The 20,177-nt window shown below is 58.4% G+C and carries 21 protein-coding genes; 14 read left to right on the top strand and 7 right to left on the bottom strand.

Features of this window, described 5'->3' with window-relative positions; all coding sequences use genetic code 11:
* Nucleotides 1–64 precede the first annotated feature (64 nt).
* The 3 genes from Q0899_RS04270 to Q0899_RS04260 form a co-directional block, all read right to left on the bottom strand.
* On the bottom strand, nt 65–703 hold the full coding sequence (locus Q0899_RS04270) for a LysE family transporter (RefSeq protein ID WP_299191180.1): 639 nt from the start codon (nt 701–703) through the stop codon (nt 65–67).
* 165 nt (nt 704–868) lie between these two features.
* Nucleotides 869–1,321, bottom strand: a complete 453-nt coding sequence (locus tag Q0899_RS04265; protein WP_299195218.1) for a GFA family protein — start codon at nt 1,319–1,321, stop codon at nt 869–871.
* A 175-nt stretch (nt 1,322–1,496) separates the two neighbouring features.
* Nucleotides 1,497–1,991, bottom strand: a complete 495-nt coding sequence (locus Q0899_RS04260; RefSeq protein ID WP_299191179.1) for a hypothetical protein — start codon at nt 1,989–1,991, stop codon at nt 1,497–1,499.
* Between the two features lie 227 nt (nt 1,992–2,218).
* On the opposite strand from Q0899_RS04260, the gene Q0899_RS04255 reads away from it, so the two are divergent.
* The 3 genes from Q0899_RS04255 to Q0899_RS04245 all read left to right on the top strand — a co-directional run bounded on the left by Q0899_RS04255 (nt 2,219) and on the right by Q0899_RS04245 (nt 4,359).
* On the top strand, nt 2,219–2,815 hold the full coding sequence (locus Q0899_RS04255) for an HNH endonuclease (protein ID WP_298291213.1): 597 nt from the start codon (nt 2,219–2,221) through the stop codon (nt 2,813–2,815).
* Nucleotides 2,812–3,762: an agmatinase gene (locus Q0899_RS04250; RefSeq protein ID WP_299191178.1), complete on the top strand. Its 951-nt coding sequence runs from the start codon at nt 2,812–2,814 to the stop codon at nt 3,760–3,762. The genes Q0899_RS04255 and Q0899_RS04250 overlap by 4 nt, the downstream gene beginning before the upstream one ends.
* A gap of 102 nt (nt 3,763–3,864) precedes the next feature.
* Nucleotides 3,865–4,359 carry a hypothetical protein gene (locus Q0899_RS04245; protein ID WP_299191177.1) on the top strand — a complete coding sequence of 165 codons (495 nt, stop codon included), beginning with the start codon at nt 3,865–3,867 and terminating at the stop codon, nt 4,357–4,359.
* A gap of 19 nt (nt 4,360–4,378) precedes the next feature.
* Here Q0899_RS04245 and Q0899_RS04240 read toward each other — a convergent pair whose 3' ends face one another.
* Nucleotides 4,379–5,338 carry a radical SAM protein gene (locus tag Q0899_RS04240; RefSeq protein ID WP_299191176.1) on the bottom strand — a complete coding sequence of 320 codons (960 nt, stop codon included), beginning with the start codon at nt 5,336–5,338 and terminating at the stop codon, nt 4,379–4,381.
* Between the two features lie 201 nt (nt 5,339–5,539).
* Here Q0899_RS04240 and zwf point away from each other — a divergent pair, with 201 nt between their 5' ends.
* The 5 genes from zwf to tsf all read left to right on the top strand — a co-directional run bounded on the left by zwf (nt 5,540) and on the right by tsf (nt 11,542).
* Nucleotides 5,540–6,994: a glucose-6-phosphate dehydrogenase gene (gene zwf / locus Q0899_RS04235; RefSeq protein ID WP_299191175.1), complete on the top strand. Its 1,455-nt coding sequence runs from the start codon at nt 5,540–5,542 to the stop codon at nt 6,992–6,994.
* Nucleotides 6,991–7,656: a 6-phosphogluconolactonase gene (gene pgl, locus Q0899_RS04230; protein ID WP_299191174.1), complete on the top strand. Its 666-nt coding sequence runs from the start codon at nt 6,991–6,993 to the stop codon at nt 7,654–7,656. The genes zwf and pgl overlap by 4 nt, the downstream gene beginning before the upstream one ends.
* Nucleotides 7,656–9,260 carry a glucose-6-phosphate isomerase gene (pgi, locus tag Q0899_RS04225; RefSeq protein WP_299191173.1) on the top strand — a complete coding sequence of 535 codons (1,605 nt, stop codon included), beginning with the start codon at nt 7,656–7,658 and terminating at the stop codon, nt 9,258–9,260. The genes pgl and pgi overlap by 1 nt, the downstream gene beginning before the upstream one ends.
* Before the next feature lie 516 nt (nt 9,261–9,776).
* On the top strand, nt 9,777–10,598 hold the full coding sequence (rpsB, locus tag Q0899_RS04220) for a 30S ribosomal protein S2 (protein WP_298357625.1): 822 nt from the start codon (nt 9,777–9,779) through the stop codon (nt 10,596–10,598).
* Nucleotides 10,599–10,666: 68 nt separating this feature from the next.
* Nucleotides 10,667–11,542, top strand: coding sequence for a translation elongation factor Ts (tsf, locus tag Q0899_RS04215; RefSeq protein WP_298291234.1), 876 nt, complete (start codon nt 10,667–10,669; stop codon nt 11,540–11,542).
* 354 nt (nt 11,543–11,896) lie between these two features.
* On the opposite strand, the gene Q0899_RS04210 is transcribed toward tsf, so the two are convergent.
* The 3 genes from Q0899_RS04210 to Q0899_RS04200 form a co-directional block, all read right to left on the bottom strand.
* Complete coding sequence (locus tag Q0899_RS04210; protein WP_298291237.1) at nt 11,897–12,652, bottom strand: LuxR family transcriptional regulator; 756 nt, start codon at nt 12,650–12,652, stop codon at nt 11,897–11,899.
* Nucleotides 12,649–13,092, bottom strand: a complete 444-nt coding sequence (gene aroQ / locus Q0899_RS04205) for a type II 3-dehydroquinate dehydratase (protein ID WP_298291240.1) — start codon at nt 13,090–13,092, stop codon at nt 12,649–12,651. Before aroQ ends, Q0899_RS04210 begins: the two co-directional genes overlap by 4 nt.
* 495 nt (nt 13,093–13,587) lie before the next feature.
* The gene (locus tag Q0899_RS04200) at nt 13,588–14,052 is read right to left on the bottom strand and encodes a MarR family winged helix-turn-helix transcriptional regulator (RefSeq protein WP_299191172.1); all 465 of its coding nucleotides are present in this window, start codon (nt 14,050–14,052) and stop codon (nt 13,588–13,590) included.
* Between the two features lie 69 nt (nt 14,053–14,121).
* On the opposite strand from Q0899_RS04200, the gene hmgA reads away from it, so the two are divergent.
* The 6 genes from hmgA to Q0899_RS04170 are packed head-to-tail and all read left to right on the top strand — an operon-like array spanning nt 14,122 to nt 20,168.
* Complete coding sequence (gene hmgA / locus Q0899_RS04195) at nt 14,122–15,483, top strand: homogentisate 1,2-dioxygenase (protein ID WP_299191171.1); 1,362 nt, start codon at nt 14,122–14,124, stop codon at nt 15,481–15,483.
* Nucleotides 15,480–16,103: a maleylacetoacetate isomerase gene (gene maiA / locus Q0899_RS04190; RefSeq protein ID WP_299191170.1), complete on the top strand. Its 624-nt coding sequence runs from the start codon at nt 15,480–15,482 to the stop codon at nt 16,101–16,103. Before hmgA ends, maiA begins: the two co-directional genes overlap by 4 nt.
* Nucleotides 16,104–16,112: 9 nt before the next feature.
* A complete protein-coding gene (gene fahA, locus Q0899_RS04185) occupies nt 16,113–17,372 on the top strand; it encodes a fumarylacetoacetase (RefSeq protein WP_299191169.1) in 1,260 nt (419 codons plus the stop codon).
* Between the two features lie 12 nt (nt 17,373–17,384).
* Nucleotides 17,385–18,335 carry an MBL fold metallo-hydrolase gene (locus Q0899_RS04180; RefSeq protein WP_299191168.1) on the top strand — a complete coding sequence of 317 codons (951 nt, stop codon included), beginning with the start codon at nt 17,385–17,387 and terminating at the stop codon, nt 18,333–18,335.
* 22 nt (nt 18,336–18,357) lie between these two features.
* On the top strand, nt 18,358–19,986 hold the full coding sequence (locus Q0899_RS04175) for an FAD-dependent oxidoreductase (RefSeq protein ID WP_299191167.1): 1,629 nt from the start codon (nt 18,358–18,360) through the stop codon (nt 19,984–19,986).
* Nucleotides 19,983–20,168: a DUF2783 domain-containing protein gene (locus Q0899_RS04170; protein ID WP_298291261.1), complete on the top strand. Its 186-nt coding sequence runs from the start codon at nt 19,983–19,985 to the stop codon at nt 20,166–20,168. Before Q0899_RS04175 ends, Q0899_RS04170 begins: the two co-directional genes overlap by 4 nt.
* Nucleotides 20,169–20,177: the final 9 nt, after the last annotated feature.

Raw genomic sequence — 20,177 nt, 5'->3', positions numbered from 1 at the left:
GGCGAGGCAGGGATGTCTGCCTTGAGCCCATATTCTCTGATGGTGGGCTGCGAACAAACGTCTGCTACCTGTTCAAAACCAAGCGCGCGCCAAAGAATATCAGAACTGTGCCAAGAACGCGTTCAATCCATTTTGCGCCTGCCTGATAGAACCTGCGAAATGGCCCACGCGACAGGATGCCGGACACCAGCCCGTACCAAGACAGTTCTAGCGCGGCCCCGCCGACAAGAACCGCAATTCGTGTTTCAAGCGACGCATCAAGCGGCACTGCGACGGCATATAGTCCGACAAAGAACGCGATAGCCTTCGGGTTCGACAGGTTCACAATGGTACCAAGCCGGACGCCCCCGACAAAGGATTTGCCTGCTTGGGAAACGCCGTTGCTGTTGGGGCCATGCCCCTGATCCGACTCCCGCCACCCGTTGATACCCAGAAAAATCAGATAGAGCCCGCCAGCTATTTGCACAGTTCGTGCAATCCAACCGATTTCGTTTAGCAAGGTCGCGAGACCGATCATCGCCAGGACCGCATAGAAAGTTGCCGCTATCGCAAGACCAAGAATTGCGCCGCGACAAGTCTCTTTGCGTCCTTGCAGAGCAAGACGTGATACGAGCGCAAAGTTCGGTCCTGGGCTGATCACGATCGCGGCGTAGAGTCCCAAGGTGTAAGTCAGGACAGCGAAGTCGATTGCAGATACCGTCATGAAAGATCCTCAGTTGCCGCGAGACGGGCAACACATCCCAAGACAAAATCATAGGGGCAGGCAGCACCGCAATCAATCAATCCCCGCTGCACATTGCCGAGCTTGTGCAGCTAACGCGGTCATTGGGGCGGGCTCAGCGAAAGGACGCCTTGTCCGCGTGGGGCTTCAAGTGTCGTGGTCGGGGTGTTGGTTGGACGAGACAATGCGGTTCCAGGTCTCATCCGCATCTCGCAGGGTTGAAGGCTTTTCGGGCAGTTTTGCCAGACCATCAAAGCAAGCCCTGCGGTATCCCGCGTTCACTTGCACGACAGGTTGCGCCAGGTCTGGTTGGTCGAGGGCACCAATCGCAACTTCGACCACCCCCTCAAATTCATATGTCAGCGGTGTTCCGCAGTCGCGGCAAAACCCCCGCCAATTCGTTTTCGAGCTATGAAAGATGGCTCTCTCACCTCGTGTCCAGGTAATATCATGCGCCTCGACGAGCGGAGCAAAAAGCCCCCCGAAGGCCTTCTGGCACATGCGACAATGGCAGATAGATGCCTTTCCAAGACGTGCAATCGAAAACCTGACAGATCCACATTGGCAGCCGCCCGACGCGGGCTCATTTTGAGTGTCCATCTGCACCGGGAGGTCCGTTTTGCGAGCGTCTTCCATTTGTCCGTTTTGTTGGGTTTCACCTGATGTGTCAACGGCGGCAAAATCCGCATTGCGGCCCGTGGGGCTGTTGCCAACCCGTGGCCGGATTTTGGCCCAGGGCCCACCATCCGCAACTGCAACCATGTCCGTTCCAACCCTACTGTCCAAGCCGCCTCACTGCGCCCTTCAGCAGCAGTTTGGAATAGAGATCGTGAAACCGCATCAGCGGTTTCACGAGACGTGGAAGCTGGCCGGTGTCAGGGTTTGGCGTCACCACCGAGCCGAACCGCAGCCGGGTGCTGCCGCCCGCAAGCGGCTCCACCATGAACCAGGACTTCGTCGCGCCCGTCATATCATTCATCAGGAGTTGTGTGTCGTTGCGCTCCTCCATGTCCCAAGCGGCAAAGTTGGTGGCGGTACCTAGCGCAATTGCCCGTGCGTCTGCATCGGTGGAAGGGCGTTTGACAGTGTATTTCAGGATCACCCGCTCGCATTTGAACAGGGACCCTGTGTAGAAGGCCTCGACGAATTGGGGCAGGGTGACGGGGCCCTCGACCTCGGTTTCGTAGCAATCAGCGTGATGGCCGGGAAGGTCGCTGTATTTCGCGTGCAGCGCGCCGGATGGCAAGGTGGTCTTGATGATGAGCGTCATTGAAAGGTCCTCTGTCAGCGTCACGACCTTAGCGCGCCCCTCGCGAAGATGCCCCTGTGGATAATCGTCACATGGCTGTCATGCAGGTCTGCCAGACACGGAACAAACCCCGATATAGCGGGGGTTGTCAGTCGCTACATACGAGATATAGTTCAACAAGAAGCTAGGGCAGGGTGTCCTGCTCTGGTGCCTCGGACGGCAGATCAGAGCAGGAGACATATCGTCCAATGCAAGACCAAGCCACAGCGGAATTTCGGCATGACTTTGTGCGCGAACCCGGCAATCTGAAACACAATCCCGCGCTGGTTCTGAACGCAGATTACCGCCCGCTATCCTACTACCCATTGTCGCTCTGGACATGGCAGGAGGCGGTGAAGGCCGCATTTCTCGAGCGGGTGACGATCCTGAGTGAATATGAGGATGTCGTCCGCTCCCCCACGACCGAGATCAAGATCCCCTCGGTGGTGGTGCTGAAAGACTATGTGCACCCGCAAAAGAAGGTGGCGTTTACCCGGTTCAACCTGTTTTTGCGCGACGAGTTCTGCTGCCAATATTGCGGATCGCGCGGCGATCTGACTTTTGACCATGTGCTGCCACGCGCACGCGGCGGGATCACCAGCTGGGAAAACGTGGTGGCGGCCTGTTCGCGCTGCAACCTGTCCAAAGGGTCCAAGCTGTTGAAGCACTCGGGGCTGGCTTTGCGCAAACCGCCGGTAAAGCCCGCGTCAGAACAGCTGCGCAACATGGGGCGGAAGTTTCCACCCAACCATTTGCACGAAAGCTGGATTGACTTTCTCTACTGGGATGCTGAACTGCAGGAATGAGCAATTCCTTCTTTCAGCCGGTCCCCGGCACCGTCCTTCCCCGCTTCGCGGGCGTTCCCACCTTCATGCGGCTGCCGTATCTGCCGCCAGATGATCCGCGTGTCGGCGAGGTCGACCTTGGCTTCTACGGCATGCCCTGGGATGGCGGCACGTCGAACCGCCCCGGCGCGCGGCATGGACCGCGGGCGTTGCGCGACGCATCGACCATGATCCGCGCGGAACATGCGGTGAGCAATGTTCGGCCCTTTGAGGCGATGAATTGCGCGGATTTGGGCGACGTGCAGATCAACCCGGTGGAGCAAGACAGCTCGATGGCGGCGATCACCAAATTTGTGGGCGAAATGCTGGCACGCGACACCCGGCCCTTTGGCGTCGCGGGGGATCATCTATGCACCTTGCCGGTGCTGCGCGCGATTGCCGAGAGCGGGGTGAAACCTGCCTTGTTGCTCTATGACAGCCACACCGACCTGTTCCCGCCCTATTTTGGCAGCCCCGTGCTGACCCATGGCAACCCGTTCCGCATGGCGGTCGAGGAGGGGCTGATCGACTGCGAACGCTCCGTGATGATCGGCATGCGCGGCACCATGTATGACGACAGCGACCGGGTGTTCGGGGCCGAGCACGGGATTACCATTATCCCGATGCATGAAGCATTTGAGGCGGGGCTTGTGGCGACTGTGGAGCGCGCCAAGACGATCATAGGCGACGCGCCGACCTACTTTAGCTTCGACATTGATTTCATCGATCCGGCCTTTGCGCCAGGCACCGGCACGCCGGAGATTGGCGGCCCGACATCCGCGCAGACGCTCGACATGATCCGCGCGGCCGAGGGTTTGAATTTCATCGGGGCCGATCTGGTAGAGGTGTCACCGCCCTTTGACAATGGCGGGATCACGTCCTGGCTGGGCGCGTCGGTGATGTTTGAAATGCTGTGCCTGATGGTATGAATATAAGATGAGCCGAGAAGGCCGACACGCCGTCAGGAGAGTTTGGCGTGAGGTGTTTTTAAAGAGAGAAAAGATTTGTTGGGATATTGAATGAAGTTGTTAATGACCGCGCTGATACCAGTGCTAATTTGGGGGAGTTCACTACAAGCCCAAACACTCATTGGACCGAAAGTAGATAAAAGCTTTGCTGTCCATGGCTTCGCGCCAGTAAAGGCAAAAAGCGGTGAAACCGGATTCCTGTCCGTTTTCTACTACAAGATGATCAATTATAATGGAAAAATAGCGATCTGTGGGTCTTACACCGGAACCGTCTTTGATGACCGGAATGATCGGCTTTTCTTGCGTGGTGGACGGATCGGAACAAAGGTCGCATTGGCAAGCAACTTAACCTTTCTTCAACGAGTGGAAGATTTTGGACAAGCGCGATCGAAAGGTAAGGCTGTGTCTGGTGGGCACCTCTTTGCAGCATCAAACAAGTACGCTCTTGGGCTTCCTACCAAATGTAAGGTCTCTAAGCGTGCATGGGTGCCGGAGTTCACGGATCCTGACCTTTGGATAAGGGTTCCGACCCGACGCACGGTGATGCGCAAAGGATAGTGTACGGTCTGACTGAGTGTTAACCCGAACAGCTGGCCCCGCCCAATACGCAGAACTTGGCGCAATGGGGGTGGTTGAGATGCACGTCGGTTTCCGCCTCTTCCAACGTCGCGCCCAATTCGAATTCCGGCGAGTAGGGCAGCAAGGTGCAGGCCAGCACCGCCGGTTTGTCCGCGCCGCGACGTTTGACCACCATGCGGGAGGAGGAACACATCAGGGCGTCGGGGGATTTGTCGAGGATGCCCCAGCAGGCGGTGGTGATTTCGGGAACTTCCACCGTTTCGTCCATTTCGGGAAAAATCACCGTCATGGCCGGGTCTTGCGCGTCGATCTTGAAGTCATGCTCGGCAAATAGCCGGGCGTAGCCGGCGCGCGCCTCGTCTTGCGTCTCGTCCCACATTGAACGCCCCGCAATGGCCAGCCTGGCCCCTTGGTCGCGCAGCCACCCCATACCGTCCATCGTTTTCTCGAACGCGCCTTTGCCGCGCTCTTCGTCATGCAGGGTTTCGGACCAGTGATCCACAGAGACGCGGAAGGTGATCTTGTCGCCGTAATCGGCAATCAGCGCCGCAATCCCGTCACGTACCGATTTGCGCATCATCGGGCGCATGGCGTTGGTTAGGATCAGCACCTCGTAGCCGCGGTCCAGCGCGCGGCGGGTCATCTCGTTCATTTCGGGGTTCATGTAGGGTTCACCACCGGTGAAGGCGATTTCCGACACGTTCCAGTTGCGGGCGTCAAGCTGGTCCAGATAGTCGCTCACCTCGTCGGCGGTGATATAGACCAGCGCGTCATTGGTCGGCGAGGACAGGATGTAGCAATTGGCGCATTCAATGTTGCACAAGGTGCCGGTGTTGAACCACAGCGTTTGCGGGTTGCTCAGCGCGACAGAGGCGCGGGCCTCGCCTTTGGCGGTAACCAGCTGATCTAGAAACTTGCCCAAATTCGCCGTCAGGGCAGGGATCATCTGGTCTTTCATCGTCGTCTCCGGTATTCGTGGTGACCCTTGTTTAGCGGTTGCAGCGAAAAACGAAAGCGCGGCGAGGTGACGCTGACGGCTATGTGAACTCTTGTGGCCATTTGACTGCGTGCTAGACTTTGCGGGCGTTGCGGATTATGCGGTTTCCGTTACCGCTAACATGGCGCGCCATCCGGGCCGCCGCATGAAGGATTAAGGCCCATGGTTTCACGCGTCATACCTGTCGAGGATTTTGATCTGGTGATCTTCGGGGGGACCGGGGATCTGGCCCGCCGTAAGATCCTGCCCGGTCTCTATCGCCGCTTCTGTTCCGGCCAAATGCCGGAGACATCGCGCATCATCGGTGCCGCGCGGGGCGATTTGGATGACGCAGCCTACCAAAAGCTGATCGGGGAGGCGATTGCCGAGTTCGTGCCCCGGGACCGGCAGGACAAGGACAAGATCAAAGCCTTCCTGAAGCAGCTGCATTTTGTCCCGATTGACGCGCGCGGCGAGAAGGGCTGGCCTGATCTGGCCAAGCTGGTGCGCAAAGACGCGGTGCAGGCCTTCTACTTCTCGGTCGGGCCGGGGCTGTTTGGCGATCTGGCGACGCGGCTGCATGACCACAAGATTGCGGGGCCGCAGTCTCGCGTCGTGGTTGAAAAACCATTCGGTCGCGATTTGGAAAGTGCGAAAGCCCTGAACGCGGTGTTGGCCGACAGCTTTGACGAAAGCCAGATTTACCGCATCGACCATTATCTGGGCAAAGAGACGGTGCAAAACCTCATGGCGGTCCGCTTCGCCAACGTGCTGTTTGAGCCGCTCTGGAACGCCCAATATATCGACCATGTGCAAATCACCGTGGCGGAAACGGTCAGTGTTGACGGGCGCGGGGCCTACTACGACAAATCGGGTGCCATGCGGGACATGGTGCAGAACCACCTGATGCAGCTGTTGTGTTTGACGGCGATGGAGCCTCCGTCGAAGTTCGACCCTGACGCGGTGCGCGACGAGAAGCTGAAGGTGATCCGCGCGCTTGATCCCGTGCCAGCGGACAACATCGTGCGCGGGCAATACGGGGCGGAGGGCAAGGTTGCCTCCTATATCGAGCATTCCGAGAACCCGGAAACCAAGACCGAAAGCTTCATTGCCATGAAGGTCGACATCTCCAACTGGCGCTGGAAGGGGACACCGTTCTATCTGCGCACCGGCAAGCGGCTAAAGGCCCGGATGTCCGAGATTGTGATCTATTTCAAAGAGACCCCGCATTCTATTTTCGAGGAAGACGCCGGCAGCCATGCCAACGTGTTGACCATCCGGCTGCAGCCCGATGAGGGCATGGATTTGCGCGTCACGATCAAGGAGCCGGGGCCAGGGGGCATGCGCTTGATTGACGTACCGCTGGATATGACCTTTGCCGACGCGTTGGGGCCGGACGCCGAAGACGTGCCTGACGCCTATGAGCGGCTGATTATGGATGTGATCCGCGGCAACCAGACGCTGTTCATGCGCGGCGACGAGGTCGAAGCGGCGTGGAAATGGACCGACCCGATTATTGAAGGCTGGCAGACGCGTGGCGACAAACCAATGCCCTATGAGCCCGGTTCATCGGGGCCAGAAGACTCGTTGATGCTGCTGCACCGTGACGGTCGCCGCTGGCGGGAGATCCGCAAATGAACCTCATTGAATACCCTGACCGCGACATGATGATGATCGACCTCGCGCAAACCTTGGCCGGCGAGTTGAACTCCTGTTTGATGACACATGACCATGCCAGTTTTGCGGTGCCGGGCGGAACCACGCCGGGGCCGGTTTTTGATGCGCTCTGCGCTGCCGATCTGGATTGGAGCCGCGTGCATGTCATGCCCACCGATGAGCGCTGGGTTGACGAGGCGTCGGAGCGGTCAAATGCGCGGCTGATCAAATCGCGGCTGCTGACGAACCGTGCGAAGGACGCAGTGTTTGTGCCATTCTTTCAAGAAGGTTTGGAAGCCGAGGACGCGATGCATGGGCTGTCGGGGCGATTGGATGCCGAGTTTCCGATCTCTGTACTGCTCTTGGGTATGGGGGCGGATATGCATACGGCCTCGCTGTTTCCTGGTGCGGCCGAGCTACCGCGTGCTTTGAGTGCGGCGGCCCCGGTGATGGCGATCCGTCCTGAGGGGCAGGAGACGCGGGTGACCCTGACCGGCCCCGCCTTGTCGGGTGCGATGAGCACGCATGTGCTGATTTCTGGCGATGAGAAACGTGAGGCGTTGGAGCGCGCGCAGGGATTGGGCGTGGAAGACGCGCCAATAAATCTGGTGCTTGGCAATGCGACAGTGCATTGGGCGCCATGATGGATAAGGCGCGTTGGGATGAGCTGAAGCGGGCGGCGGAGACGCGGCCTACGATTGCGTCGCTCTTTGCTGGTGACGAAGCGCGGGCGGAGGGGTTCTCGGCCCGGTTTGGCGACATGCTGTTTGACTATTCAAAAACGCAGCTGACGGACGAGACGCTGGGCTTATTGATGGACATGGCGCGGGATGCGGGTGTCGAGACCAAGCGCGACGCCATGTTTGCAGGCGAGGTGATCAACGAAACCGAAGGCCGCGCGGTTTTGCACACTGCGTTACGTGCGCCTGAGGGGATGAAGCCAGCTAGGCTGAGCGACGCAGAATTTGGTGAGGTGCATACGACGCTGGCGCGCATGTCCGATTTTGCATCCGCTGTGCGCGACGGATCGTTCAAAGGGCAGGGCGGCAAGATCACGGATGTGATTAACATTGGCATTGGCGGGTCGGACCTTGGCCCCGCCATGGGCGTACTGGCTTTGGCCCCCTATCATGACGGGCCGCGCACGCATTTTGTGTCCAATATTGACGGCGCGGACATTGCCGAGGTGATGGCCGCCCTGAACCCCGAAACCACGCTGGTGATTGTGGCCTCCAAGACATTTACCACTATCGAGACAATGACCAATGCGCAGACCGCGTTGGATTGGATGGGCGCTAAGGTGTCTGATCCGGCTGCGCAATTTGCGGCGCTGTCGACCTCGGCCGAAAGGACCGCCGCCTTTGGGATAGATGCGTCGCGCGTGTTCGGCTTTGAGGACTGGGTCGGTGGCCGCTATTCCATGTGGGGCCCGATTGGGCTGTCGATGATGCTGGCCGTGGGGCCAGATGCCTTTGCGGAGTTCCTGCGGGGTGGGCATGAGATGGACCGCCATTTTGCGGACGCAGATTTTCGAGAAAATCTGCCGGTGCTCCTGGCTTTGGTCGGGCTCTGGCATAACCAAGGTTGCGGCCATGCAACCCGTGCCGTGCTGCCTTACGACAACCGCCTGTCGCGGCTGCCTGCCTATCTGCAGCAGCTGGAGATGGAATCGAACGGGAAATCGGTGGCCATGGATGGGGCCGCGTTGGAGGTGGCCTCGGGCCCGGTGGTTTGGGGCGAGCCCGGCACCAATGGGCAGCACGCGTTTTACCAGTTGATCCATCAGGGCACGCGAACCGTGCCCTGTGAATTCATGGTCGCCAAGGAAGGCCATGAGCCGGAACTGGCGCATCATCACGCGTTGCTGGTGGCCAATTGTCTGGCGCAATCCGAGGCGTTGATGGTGGGGCGGTCGTTGGAGGACGCGACCGCCATTATGGCTGAGAAAGGCCTGACCGGTGCAGAGCTGAAGCGGCAGGCGCGCCACCGTGTGTTTTCGGGCAACCGGCCCTCGACGACCTTGGTGTATCCGAAGCTGACGCCCTATGTGTTGGGCCAAATCATCGCTTTGTATGAGCACCGCGTATTCGTCGAAGGCGTGATGCTGGGCATCAATTCCTATGACCAATGGGGGGTGGAGCTGGGCAAGGAGCTGGCAACGGCGTTGTCGCCCATTCTTGCGGGCGAGGAAAGCGATGCGGGCAAGGACGGATCGACGCGGATGCTGTTGGGGTATTTGCGGGGGTAGCAAATTTTCCTACGAAAAATTTGTGGTAAGGCTTTGGAAAAGCCTTTGCCTCCGGCGGAGGTATTTTTGAAACAATGATGGAGAGCCGGTGCGCTTTTGGTAGCGTCCGGTTAGGTGTTTTGCTCGTGTTGGAGAACGTGGATGGGCCCACCCGTTTTGTTTGGGTCGAAACCTGTGTGTTCACGGGCGTTTTGCCCGCTTCTTCCTGTGTTTCACCGGTGAAACCGTGGACCCCGGCGCGTTTGATGTGGCGCTGGGGCGCTGGTCTCTGAGATGTTTGGCTGATCAACCGTGTGCGGGGTTGTAGCGGGGCTTTGTTAAGCAAACTTGACCGCGCCGTTCGCGGCTTTCGGCCTTATGGCAACAAAGGCTTGCGGGGCAGGGGGGATTGGTCTATGTGGCGCTTACTTCGCAGGCGGGGTCGGGTCGATTGGGGGAGACATCCCATGACATCCACCGGTTGAACCACATGGTTCTCACACCCCGCTGAGGCATAAACCGGAAAGGAAAACGGACATGGCTTTGCCAGAATTTTCGCTCCGTCAGCTCTTGGAAGCTGGCGTACACTTTGGTCACCAGACCGCACGTTGGAACCCACGTATGGACCCGTATATTTACGGCTCCAAAAACGGGATCCACATCATGGACCTCACACAAACCGTGCCAATGCTGGACCAAGCGTTGCAGGTTGTACGTGACACCACCGCAAAAGGCGGCCGCGTGCTGTTCGTTGGCACCAAGCGTCAGGCCCAGCGCCCGATTGCTGAAGCTGCTGAGAAATGCGCGCAGTATTACATGAACCACCGTTGGCTCGGCGGCACGCTGACCAACTGGAAAACCGTGTCGAATTCGATCTCTCGTCTGAAGAAGATCGATGAGGCCATGGAAACCGGTTTCTCCGGCCTGACCAAGAAGGAGCGTCTGGGCATGGAGCGGGACCAAGGCAAGCTGCAAGCGTCTTTGGGCGGCATCCGCGAGATGGGCGGCACACCTGACCTGTTGTTCGTCATCGACGTGAACAAAGAAGACCTTGCCATTGCCGAAGCCAAGAAGCTGGGCATCCCGGTGATCGCTGTTGTCGACACCAACTGCTCGCCAGACGGCATCGACTATCTGATCCCGGGCAACGATGACGCATCGCGCGCGATTGCTTTGTATTGCGACCTGGTGGCCCGTGCGGCGCTGGACGGCATGCAGGCGCAAATGGGCGCGGCTGGTGTTGATCTGGGTGCGGCTGAGGAAGCGCCGGTTGAGGAAGCTGTTGCTGCTGAAGCGCCTGCTGAGGCACCCGCTGCTGAGGCTGCCGCCGAAGCACCTGCTGAAGACGCAAAAGCCTAAGTTAGATTTGCCGAGGGCAGGGGACCTGCCTTCGGACATCCCCACTTTAGTTACAGGAGATCCATGAGATGGCGATTACTGCTGCGATGGTGAAAGAACTGCGCGATTCCACAGGCGCAGGCATGATGGACGCCAAGAAGGCGCTGACCGAAAACGCTGGCGACATGGAAGCCGCCGTTGACTGGCTGCGCACCAAGGGCCTGGCGAAAGCCGCCAAGAAATCCGGCCGCACGGCGGCTGAGGGTCTGGTTGCCGTTGCTGTCGAAGGCAATAAGGGCGTTGCTGTTGAGGTCAATTCCGAGACGGATTTTGTTGCTAAAAACGCTGAGTTTCAGGCGATGGTCGGTGGCATAGCGAAGCTGGCACTGACTGCTGATGATTATGAGGCGCTTCTCGCTTCCGACATGGGCGGAAAGTCGGTTGCCGACGTCATCACGGACAAAGTCGCCACCATTGGCGAAAACATGTCTGTGCGTCGCATGGCGTCGATCGAAGGTGCTTCGGTCGTTTCCTACGTGCACAACGCTGTTGTCGAAGGCATGGGCAAGATTGGCGTTCTGGTTGCCTTGTCTGGCGACAATGAAGCCTTTGGCAAGCAAGTTGCGATGCACGTTGCCGCTGTAAACCCAGCCTCTTTGTCCGAAGATGATCTGGACCCGTCCGTTGTCGAAAAAGAGAAGCAGGTTCAGATGGATATTGCACGCGAAAGCGGCAAGCCAGAAGCTGTGATCGAGAAGATGATCGTTGGCCGGATGAAGAAATACATGGCGGAAGTTACGCTGCTGAACCAGTCCTTCGTTGTGAACCCCGACCTGACCGTCGGCGCGGCTGCAAAAGAAGCAGGCGTTGAGATCACCGGTTTTGTGCGCCTTGAAGTGGGCGAGGGGATCGAGAAGAAAGAAGAGAACTTCGCTGAAGAGGTCGCAGCTCAGCTGAAAGGCTAAACCTGCATCAAAGTTTCCCCGGGCCGGTTGGTCCGGGGCCAAAAAAAACGGCGCCGCGAGGGACTCGCAGCGCCGTTTTCCATTTCAAGACCCCCAAAACGTGCTGGGGAGCCGATTGTGGGCCTTCTGTGAAATGATGTCGCCTGTCAGGTGGACTATAAACCCAACAGGCGACGAACCGGAAAAACCGGAACGGATGGCAAGCGCCTGTAAAGCCAAGCGATTTCCAACCGAAAAAGTCCCATGGCAAAAGCCACCACTCACGGAACATGCCATAAGTGCCAAAATATGCTGCAAATGCAAAGTAAGGTAAACCTTACCCTAATTCTTAACATATTGTTAAGATTGTGTGAATCAGCGCTCGATCAGGAAGAACTGGTTCTGCGATGACGCCTTCAAAATGGCCTGTGCCGTGGTGTCCACATCCAGCGCTTCGCGCGCCAAGCGCAGGTGTTTTTCGATTGTCGCCGGATTCAGACCCATGATCGTGGCTGTGTCCTGGATGGTTTTGCCATCCGCAACCCATTCCAAAACCTCGCGCTGACGCGCGGTCAGTTTGCGCCGTTGGCCGGTGGTGTGGGGCAGCTGAACAACCTTCAAATGCAGGATCTTGTTGGCCAGCTCGATATCGGATCCGTGTTCGGCCCAGATCGCATCAACCTCAGGCTGGGTCAGGCCGCGCCGCGCGGTCAGCCCGATTGCCCCTTTGGCGCGCAGCGACACTTCGTGGAAGCTGATCGTGTAGCCGGCCACCACATCCATGCGCATATTCAGCTCCATCGCCTCCATCATGTCGGGGGTGACGTTTCCGGCGGCAATTTGTTGGTGAACCATGTTCCAGCTGCACGCGCCGGTGTTCTCGGTCACCCAGGCCACCATCGGGCCCTTCATATACATGCCTTCGCCAATGAACACATCGACATAGGCCGGGTCGTGATTGGTCAGAATGAGCGCGTCCTGCAGATCACCGAGCGAATGGCCGGTGCCATAGCGCGTATAGGCGTAGAGCAGGCGGTCGAACCCGTATTCATCCATCTTGGCTGTATGGATTTCCCATGCGTCCTCGATCGAGTTGGCGTCAGTCATCTGGTGAAGATAACCGTCAATCATCGTGCAATTTCCAGATGATTGACCGCGGCGTCCATTGCCAGCGTATAGCCGCGTGCGCCAAACCCGCAGATGATGCCCAGTGCCACCGGTGCGATGAAGGACTTATGGCGGAATTCTTCGCGTGCATGGACATTGGACAGGTGCAGCTCGATCACTGGAAGCTCGACCGAGCTAATCGCATCCATCAGCGCCACCGACGTATGCGTATACGCACCGGCATTCAGGATGATCACATCATGCACGCCTTTGGCCGCGTGAATATGATCGATCATTTCGCCTTCGAGATTGGATTGCTCGAAGCTGAGCGATACGTTCAGCGCCTTGGCATGTGCCGCGCACATCTGTTCAATATCCGCGAGCGTCGTACGCCCGTAGACATCAGGCTGCCGGGTGCCAAGAAGGTTCAGATTTGGTCCGTTGAGGACGAGTAGGGATGACATGTTTTTGCTTTTGCTGTGGGGCTAAAAGACACTACGATTTGAAAGCCATTCTGTCGAGGCTTAGCACGGCAAATTCTACCCCAAAACGTTACAAAGAATTAACCTTTCGCTAGGTGCCATATTACCTTTCGCAAAAAAAGGAACGCCATTACAGAGATTAAGGATTCTTTCTTAAGGTGAAATAACGTATACATTATCCCTGATGATTCATGACCGCCGTTCGCGGCCCGCGTTCCCGCAAGTCCAGTGCGTAACCGAATGCACCGATAGCACAGTTTAGTTGGACTATCTGATCCCGGTTCGTTTAACGGTGCTCGATAAGCAGTTGTTATTTAATTGGTTATACTAGCCAGGGGTGTGTTGAGATCTTTGAAATATAACAGAATGACTGGTTTCAGGGTCAATGTTTTATTTACATAATACTGATTACAAGATGTAATACCTGCGCGATGGAAACCATGAATACGGCCCGCCCCGACACGCAAATTGCCGAGGTCAGCCGTCCAAAGCCGCCTCATCATCGGGTAACTTGGCGAGCGCGATCAGGCAGTCCCGCAGCACTTTCGTTTCCTTGGGCGTGAAACGTGCGGCAATTTGCGCGTCGAAGGCCCGTGCTTCGGTGTTCAGATCATTGAATGCGGCGCGCCCTGCAGGTGTGAGTTTCAATTGCTCGTGCCGACGATCATGTTCCAGAACTTCCCGTACCAGAAAGCGCTTTCGTTCCAGTGCTGCAACTGCCCGGCTGACCTTGGTCTTGTGGAGCGCAGCCAGATCGCACAGGCTCTTGGCGGTCATTGATCCGTAGCGGCCAAGGTGGAACAGCACGCGCCATTCGGTGCGCAACATGCCGTATCGGTTCTTGTAGATCTCGCGAAACTCAACGCTTGTCGCAGCCGCGGCCTGGTTGAGCAGATATGGCAGGAATTCCCGGAGATCAAATTCAGTATCATATTGGGGCATGCGGGCATCTCTAATGCTTGTTAGTTACAAAAACAACTAATACTCAGGCATGAACCGGAGGATGATCAGATGAACAAGAAATCAAGCCCTGCTGGACTTCAACGCGCGGTGACGCCCGTCGGTACGCATGAGGGATACATGCCCGGATTCGGGAATGATTTCGAGACCGAGGCGCTGCCAGGCGCCCTGCCCCAAGGCATGAATTCCCCGCAAAAATGCAATTACGGGCTCTATGGCGAACAGCTTTCGGGCACTGCTTTTACGGCTCCGTCACACCAGAATGAGCGGACTTGGTGCTATCGCATTCGTCCATCTGTCAAACATACGCACCGGTTCAAGAGACTTGATTTGCCATATTGGAAGAGCGCGCCGTTGGTCGACCCCGATGTTGTCTCTCTGGGACAGTATCGTTGGGATCCGGTGCCGCATGTCTCAGGGCCGCTGACCTGGCTGACGGGTATGCGGACGATGACCACATGCGGAGACGTGAACACGCAGGTTGGTATGGCTTCGCATATCTATCTGGTGACTGAATCGATGAAAGACGCGTATGTCTACTCGGCAGATTCCGAGATGCTGGTTGTGCCGCAGGAAGGCCGGCTGCGCTTTGCCACGGAGTTGGGCGTTATTGACGCAGAGCCGCAAGAAATAGCTATTATTCCCAGAGGCTTGGTGTACCGGGTTGAAGTGCTTGAAGGCCCTGCCCGCGGCTTCATGTGTGAAAATTACGGGCAGAAATTCGAGCTGCCCGGCCGTGGCCCGATTGGCGCTAACTGCATGGCCAACCCGCGCGACTTCAAGACGCCTGTCGCGGCCTTTGAGGACCGCGAAACGCCGTCCACGGTTACGGTGAAATGGGGCGGCCAGTTTCACATCACCGAGATCGGACATTCACCACTGGATGTGGTGGCCTGGCACGGCAATTACGCGCCATGCAAATACGATTTGCGGACCTACTGCCCCGTCGGCGCGATCCTCTTTGACCACCCTGACCCCTCGATATTTACCGTGCTGACCGCCCCGTCCGGCGTTGAAGGCACCGCCAATATCGATTTCGTTCTGTTCCGCGATCGCTGGATGGTGGCCGAAAATACGTTCCGCCCGCCTTGGTACCACAAGAACGTCATGTCCGAGCTGATGGGCAACATTCACGGCATATATGACGCCAAACCTAAGGGCTTTGTTCCCGGTGGGATGAGCTTGCACAACATGATGCTGCCCCATGGCCCGGATAAGACCGCATTTGAGGGGGCCTCGAACGCGGAACTGGGGGCGGAGAAGTTGGAGAACACGATGTCCTTCATGTTCGAGACCCGTTTTCCGCAGCATTTGACGCCGTTTGCTGCCAATGAGGCCCCGCTGCAGGATGACTACATTGATTGCTGGGGTGACCTGGAGAAGAAATTCGACGGCACGCCGGGGGTGAAATGAGGCTCTACAGCTACTGGCGGTCGACCACGTCCTATAGGGTACGGGTCGCGCTGCACCTCAAAGGCATCCCCTTTGAGACAATTCCGGTGAACCTGATCGAAGGAGAGCAGCGAAGCGCGACCTTTTCGCAGGTGAACCCGTCGGGCGGGGTGCCGGTGCTGGAACTGCAAGATGGTACACGGTTGACCCAGTCCCTTGCGATCCTTGACTACCTGGACACCATTGCGGCGCCCAAGCTGGTGCCCGCTGACCCGCTTTTGGCTGCCCAGGTGCGGGCTGCCGCGCAGATAATCGCGTTGGACATCCACCCGGTGAACAACCTCAAGGTTGTGGGCATGTTGCCGGACGCCGACGCTGACGCAAAGGTCAGTTGGATGCTGCACTGGATGCACGAAGGCTTTAACGCCTTTTCGCAAGCCATTCATAACAAGGACAAATACTGCTTCGGAGATACAGTAACCATCGCGGATATTTGCCTGGTTGGACAATTGATCAACGCCCATCGGTGGGGGCTTGATCTGTCCCCATATCCCCGATTGACGGAGATTGAGACCAACTGCCTCGCCCTGCCCGCTTTCCAGGCGGCAGCCCCTGACGCGCAACCTGACGCCACGACATAGAGAGCCCCCATGACCCAACTAATGCGCAGCTGGGTATCCAGCGCCAATTCCGACCAGACGCCGTTTCCGCTGAACAACCTGCCATATGGGGTGTTTTCAACAAAGGGGTCCGCGCCGAGATGCGGGGTGGCGATTGGTGACATGATCCTCGACATGCAGGCCGCGGAAGAGGCCGGACTGGTTGAACTGGACGAGGATGGCGCATTTGACCTGCCGTTTTGGAACGATGTGATGGAACTGGGGCCGGACGTTTGGGCAACCTTGCGTGCGCGCCTGACTGAGATGTTGGCCGAGGGGTCCACCGATCAGGCCGCGATCGAGCCGCTCCTGGTTCCGCAATCCGCGGTCGATATGCATATGCCAATATTGGTTGCCGAATACACCGACTTCTACGCTGGCAAACACCACGCTATGAACGTGGGCACCATGTTCCGCGGGCCGGAAAACGCCCTGCCCCCGAACTGGCTGCACATACCCATTGGGTATAACGGCCGGGCCTCGTCGGTTGTGGTGTCGGGCACTGACATCGTCAGGCCAAATGGGCAGACCAAGGCCCCGGAAGCCGAACTGCCGTCCTTCGGGCCGTGCAAACGACTGGATATCGAACTTGAGATGGGCGCGATTGTGGGCAGTTCATCGCAACTGGGCCAACCGGTCAGCGTGGCCGAGGCCGACGCGATGATCTTTGGATATGTGCTGCTCAATGACTGGTCGGCGCGCGACATTCAGGCCTGGGAATACCAACCCCTTGGGCCGTTTCAGGCGAAGGCATTTGCGACATCCATAAGCCCTTGGATCGTGACCAAACCGGCACTGGAGCCGTTCCGTGCCTCCACCCCCGAAAGGGAGAAGGAGTTGCTGCCCTATCTGCGCGAGCCCGGGCCAATGCTGTATGACATAGACCTGCACGTCACCATGGCACCCGCCGGTGGGGCCGAGACCGTCATTGCACGCACCAATTACAACCAGATGTATTATTCGGCGGCGCAACAACTGGCGCATCACGCCTCGTCCGGATGCGCGATGACAGCGGGCGACCTGCTGGGGTCCGGCACCATTTCCGGCCCGACCCCGACCGAGCGCGGGTCGTTGCTGGAATTGACTTGGGGCGGCAAGGAGCCGATGACTTTGGACACCGGCGAGACCCGCACCTTCATAGAAGACGGCGACACGCTGACATTGCACGGGGCAGCCATGGGAGACGGGTATCAAATCGGGTTTGGGACCTGTACGGGCACCATTCTGCCCGCCAAGACATTCCCCGCATAAAGGACAAGACACATGGCAAAGGCATTCGCGTCCCAAGGGGACATGACAGAAAAGAAAATCATCTTTGACGAGGTGGGCGACGGGCTGTGGGCCTTCACCGCCGAAGGCGACCCGAATTCCGGCGTCATCATTGGGGATGACAGCGTCATGATCGTCGAAGCGCAGGCCACCCCGCGACTGGCGCAAAAGGTGATCGAGAAAGTGCGTGAGGTGACGGATAAACCGATTTCGCATGTCGTACTGACCCATTACCACGCTGTGCGCGTGCTTGGCGCCTCTGCCTTCGCGGCCAGCCAGATTATCATGTCTGACGCGGCGCGAGCCATGGTTGTCGAGCGGGGCCAAGAAGATTGGGACAGCGAATTTCAGCGCTTCCCACGCTTGTTTGAGGGGCATGAGAGCATTCCGGGCCTCACCTACCCCACCACCACGTTCAGCGACTCCATGACCGTCTATCTTGGCAACCGCCGCGTCGACATAAAGCAGATTGGTCGCGCCCATACTGCGGGGGACGCGGTGGTCCATGTGCCGGATCAGAACGTGATGTTTACCGGCGATATCGTCGAGGATCACTCCGCCTGCTATTGCGGTGACGGGCATTTCGCCGATTGGGGCCAGACATTGGACAACATCAAGGCCTACGATGTTGACGCAATTGCGCCGGGACGTGGGGGCGCATTGGTCGGCAAGGAGGCCGTCGCCCGCGCGATTGAAAGCACCCGGGACTTTGTGGACAGCACCTACCGGCCAGCCGCGCAGGTCGCCGTGCGCGGCGGGTCGCTGAAGGACGCATGGGATGCGGTGCGCGCGGAGTGTGATCCGAAATTCAAGGATTACGCGATCTACGAGCACTGCCTGCCCTTCAACGTCGCGCGCGCTTATGACGAAGCCCGCGGCATAGCCCACCCCCGCATCTGGACCGACAAGCGCGATCTGGAGATGTGGGCCGCACTCCAAGGCTAGCCCGGCAAGGAAAGGAACTCGCATGGTCGCGGTGCGCTACGAAACCGCCATAGAGCTCTATCCCTACACGCAGGTACCTGCACAATCCATGGCGCCGGTGCGCCATCCGGTGGTGATTGTTGGAGGCGGCCCGGTGGGGCTGGCGCTCGCCCTTGATCTTGGGCTGAAAGGCACGCCGGCGCTGGTTCTTGATGACCACGAAGGGGCCGGGCTGGGCAGCAAAGCGATATGTTTCTCCAAGCGCACGCTCGACATTGCGGATCGCATGGGCGCAGGCCGTGCAATGGTCGACAAGGGGGTGGTCTGGAACGTCGGCAAGGTGTTTCACGGCGAAGGCAAGTTGTTTGAATTCAACCTTCTGCCCGAAAGCGGGCACCGCAACCCCGCCTTTATCAACCTGCAGCAACCATACTTCGAAAGGTTCTTGGTTGACGCGATCCGCGCGGCACAAGAACGGGGCGCGCCGATAGAGATCAGGGGCCGAAACCGCGCGACAGCTGTGATGGCGCATGCGGATCATGTGACGCTGGACGTTGACACCCCTGACGGGCCGTATCAGGTGGAAGCCCACTACCTGATAGCTTGTGACGGTGCGCGTTCCCCGATACGCGATGCCATGGGGCTGAGTTTTGATGGGCGGGTGTTTGAGGACAACTTCCTGATTGCCGACGTCAAGATGGAGGCTGACTTCCCCACAGAACGCTGGTTCTGGTTCGAGCCGCCCTTCGGGGGGGCGGGCCAATCCGCCCTGCTGCACAAGCAGCCAGACAACATCTGGCGGATCGACTTTCAGCTGGGTTGGGACATCGACCGCGCCAAGGAATTGGACCCTGATCGTATCCGGACGCGGGTTGACGCCATGCTGGCGACGCAAACAGGGACGACCCCTGAGTATGAACTGGAATGGACCTCGATTTATACGTTTCAGTGCCGCCGTATGGAGCAATTCCGCAAAGGCCGCGTGATCTTTGCCGGAGACGCGGCGCATCAGGTCTCCCCCTTTGGGGCGCGGGGCGCGAATTCCGGGTTGCAGGATGCCGAAAATCTGGCGTGGAAGCTCGACTATGTGCTGCGGGGCATCGCACCTGACGGCTTGCTTGATAGTTACGCCGCGGAGCGGGAGTTTGCCGCCGATGAAAACATCCTGAATTCGACACGTGCCACTGATTTCATGACCCCGAAATCCGATATCAGCCGAACGTTCCGCAATGCGGTGCTGATTCTGGCGGGCTTGCACGCATTTGCCAGACCATTGGTCAATTCCGGCAGGCTTTCAGTGCCATGCGTCTATGACGGGCTGTCGTTGACGGGTGAAGATGGGTTGGACGGGCCAAGCGTCTCCAGGCCCGGTGCCACCTGCCCCGACGCGCCGCTTGGGGATGGATATCTGCTCGCCGATCTGGATGGCGGCTTTGTTTTACTAGCGGTAGGCGGGGCCGCGCCCCAGGTTGACGAGATCAGCGGCGTTCCGCTGCGCACCGTCTCTATTCCCGAACCATCAGACGAGTTGCGGGCCCGATATCTGGGAGACGCGCCGGTTGGGTTCTATCTGATCCGACCCGACCAACATGTCGTCGCGCGTTGGGCGCGATACGACCCGGACGATGTCGCCCGCGCGATGAGCCGAGCGCTTGGAGAGGAGCCCACATGAGCCTGACCCTGACACCCAATATCCCAGATGGAGACGGGTTTTATGACGAGCTGCTGGCCGCCCATGAAGGATTGAGCAAGGATGAAAGCGACGCGCTAAATGCGCGCCTCATCCTCGTCTTGTGCAACCATATCGGCAATCGCGACATCATCCGCGCAGCCCTTGAGGCGGCGAAGCCCTGAGGCCTCCAC

The organism is uncultured Litoreibacter sp. (assembly GCF_947501785.1).
Classification (GTDB): Bacteria; Pseudomonadota; Alphaproteobacteria; order Rhodobacterales; family Rhodobacteraceae; genus Litoreibacter.
Note: the sequence above shows the minus strand (reverse complement) of the source record. Positions and strands in the feature narration are given on the sequence as shown.

Excerpts from the sequence above, each read along its gene's own strand:
- Q0899_RS04265 (WP_299195218.1), bottom strand. The coding sequence starts at position 1,321 with ATGGACACTCAAAATGAGCCCGCGTCGGGCGGCTGCCAATGTGGATCT.
- tsf (WP_298291234.1), top strand. The coding sequence starts at position 10,667 with ATGGCGATTACTGCTGCGATGGTGAAAGAACTGCGCGATTCCACAGGC.
- Q0899_RS04170 (WP_298291261.1), top strand. The coding sequence starts at position 19,983 with ATGAGCCTGACCCTGACACCCAATATCCCAGATGGAGACGGGTTTTAT.
- Q0899_RS04175 (WP_299191167.1), top strand. The coding sequence starts at position 18,358 with ATGGTCGCGGTGCGCTACGAAACCGCCATAGAGCTCTATCCCTACACG.
- Q0899_RS04270 (WP_299191180.1), bottom strand. The coding sequence starts at position 703 with ATGACGGTATCTGCAATCGACTTCGCTGTCCTGACTTACACCTTGGGA.
- Q0899_RS04180 (WP_299191168.1), top strand. The coding sequence starts at position 17,385 with ATGGCAAAGGCATTCGCGTCCCAAGGGGACATGACAGAAAAGAAAATC.
- hmgA (WP_299191171.1), top strand. The coding sequence starts at position 14,122 with ATGAACAAGAAATCAAGCCCTGCTGGACTTCAACGCGCGGTGACGCCC.
- Q0899_RS04200 (WP_299191172.1), bottom strand. The coding sequence starts at position 14,052 with ATGCCCCAATATGATACTGAATTTGATCTCCGGGAATTCCTGCCATAT.
- Q0899_RS04250 (WP_299191178.1), top strand. The coding sequence starts at position 2,812 with ATGAGCAATTCCTTCTTTCAGCCGGTCCCCGGCACCGTCCTTCCCCGC.
- Q0899_RS04245 (WP_299191177.1), top strand. The coding sequence starts at position 3,865 with ATGACCGCGCTGATACCAGTGCTAATTTGGGGGAGTTCACTACAAGCC.
- pgl (WP_299191174.1), top strand. The coding sequence starts at position 6,991 with ATGAACCTCATTGAATACCCTGACCGCGACATGATGATGATCGACCTC.
- fahA (WP_299191169.1), top strand. The coding sequence starts at position 16,113 with ATGACCCAACTAATGCGCAGCTGGGTATCCAGCGCCAATTCCGACCAG.
- Q0899_RS04255 (WP_298291213.1), top strand. The coding sequence starts at position 2,219 with ATGCAAGACCAAGCCACAGCGGAATTTCGGCATGACTTTGTGCGCGAA.
- rpsB (WP_298357625.1), top strand. The coding sequence starts at position 9,777 with ATGGCTTTGCCAGAATTTTCGCTCCGTCAGCTCTTGGAAGCTGGCGTA.
- Q0899_RS04240 (WP_299191176.1), bottom strand. The coding sequence starts at position 5,338 with ATGAAAGACCAGATGATCCCTGCCCTGACGGCGAATTTGGGCAAGTTT.
- maiA (WP_299191170.1), top strand. The coding sequence starts at position 15,480 with ATGAGGCTCTACAGCTACTGGCGGTCGACCACGTCCTATAGGGTACGG.
- zwf (WP_299191175.1), top strand. The coding sequence starts at position 5,540 with ATGGTTTCACGCGTCATACCTGTCGAGGATTTTGATCTGGTGATCTTC.
- aroQ (WP_298291240.1), bottom strand. The coding sequence starts at position 13,092 with ATGTCATCCCTACTCGTCCTCAACGGACCAAATCTGAACCTTCTTGGC.
- Q0899_RS04210 (WP_298291237.1), bottom strand. The coding sequence starts at position 12,652 with ATGATTGACGGTTATCTTCACCAGATGACTGACGCCAACTCGATCGAG.
- pgi (WP_299191173.1), top strand. The coding sequence starts at position 7,656 with ATGGATAAGGCGCGTTGGGATGAGCTGAAGCGGGCGGCGGAGACGCGG.
- Q0899_RS04260 (WP_299191179.1), bottom strand. The coding sequence starts at position 1,991 with ATGACGCTCATCATCAAGACCACCTTGCCATCCGGCGCGCTGCACGCG.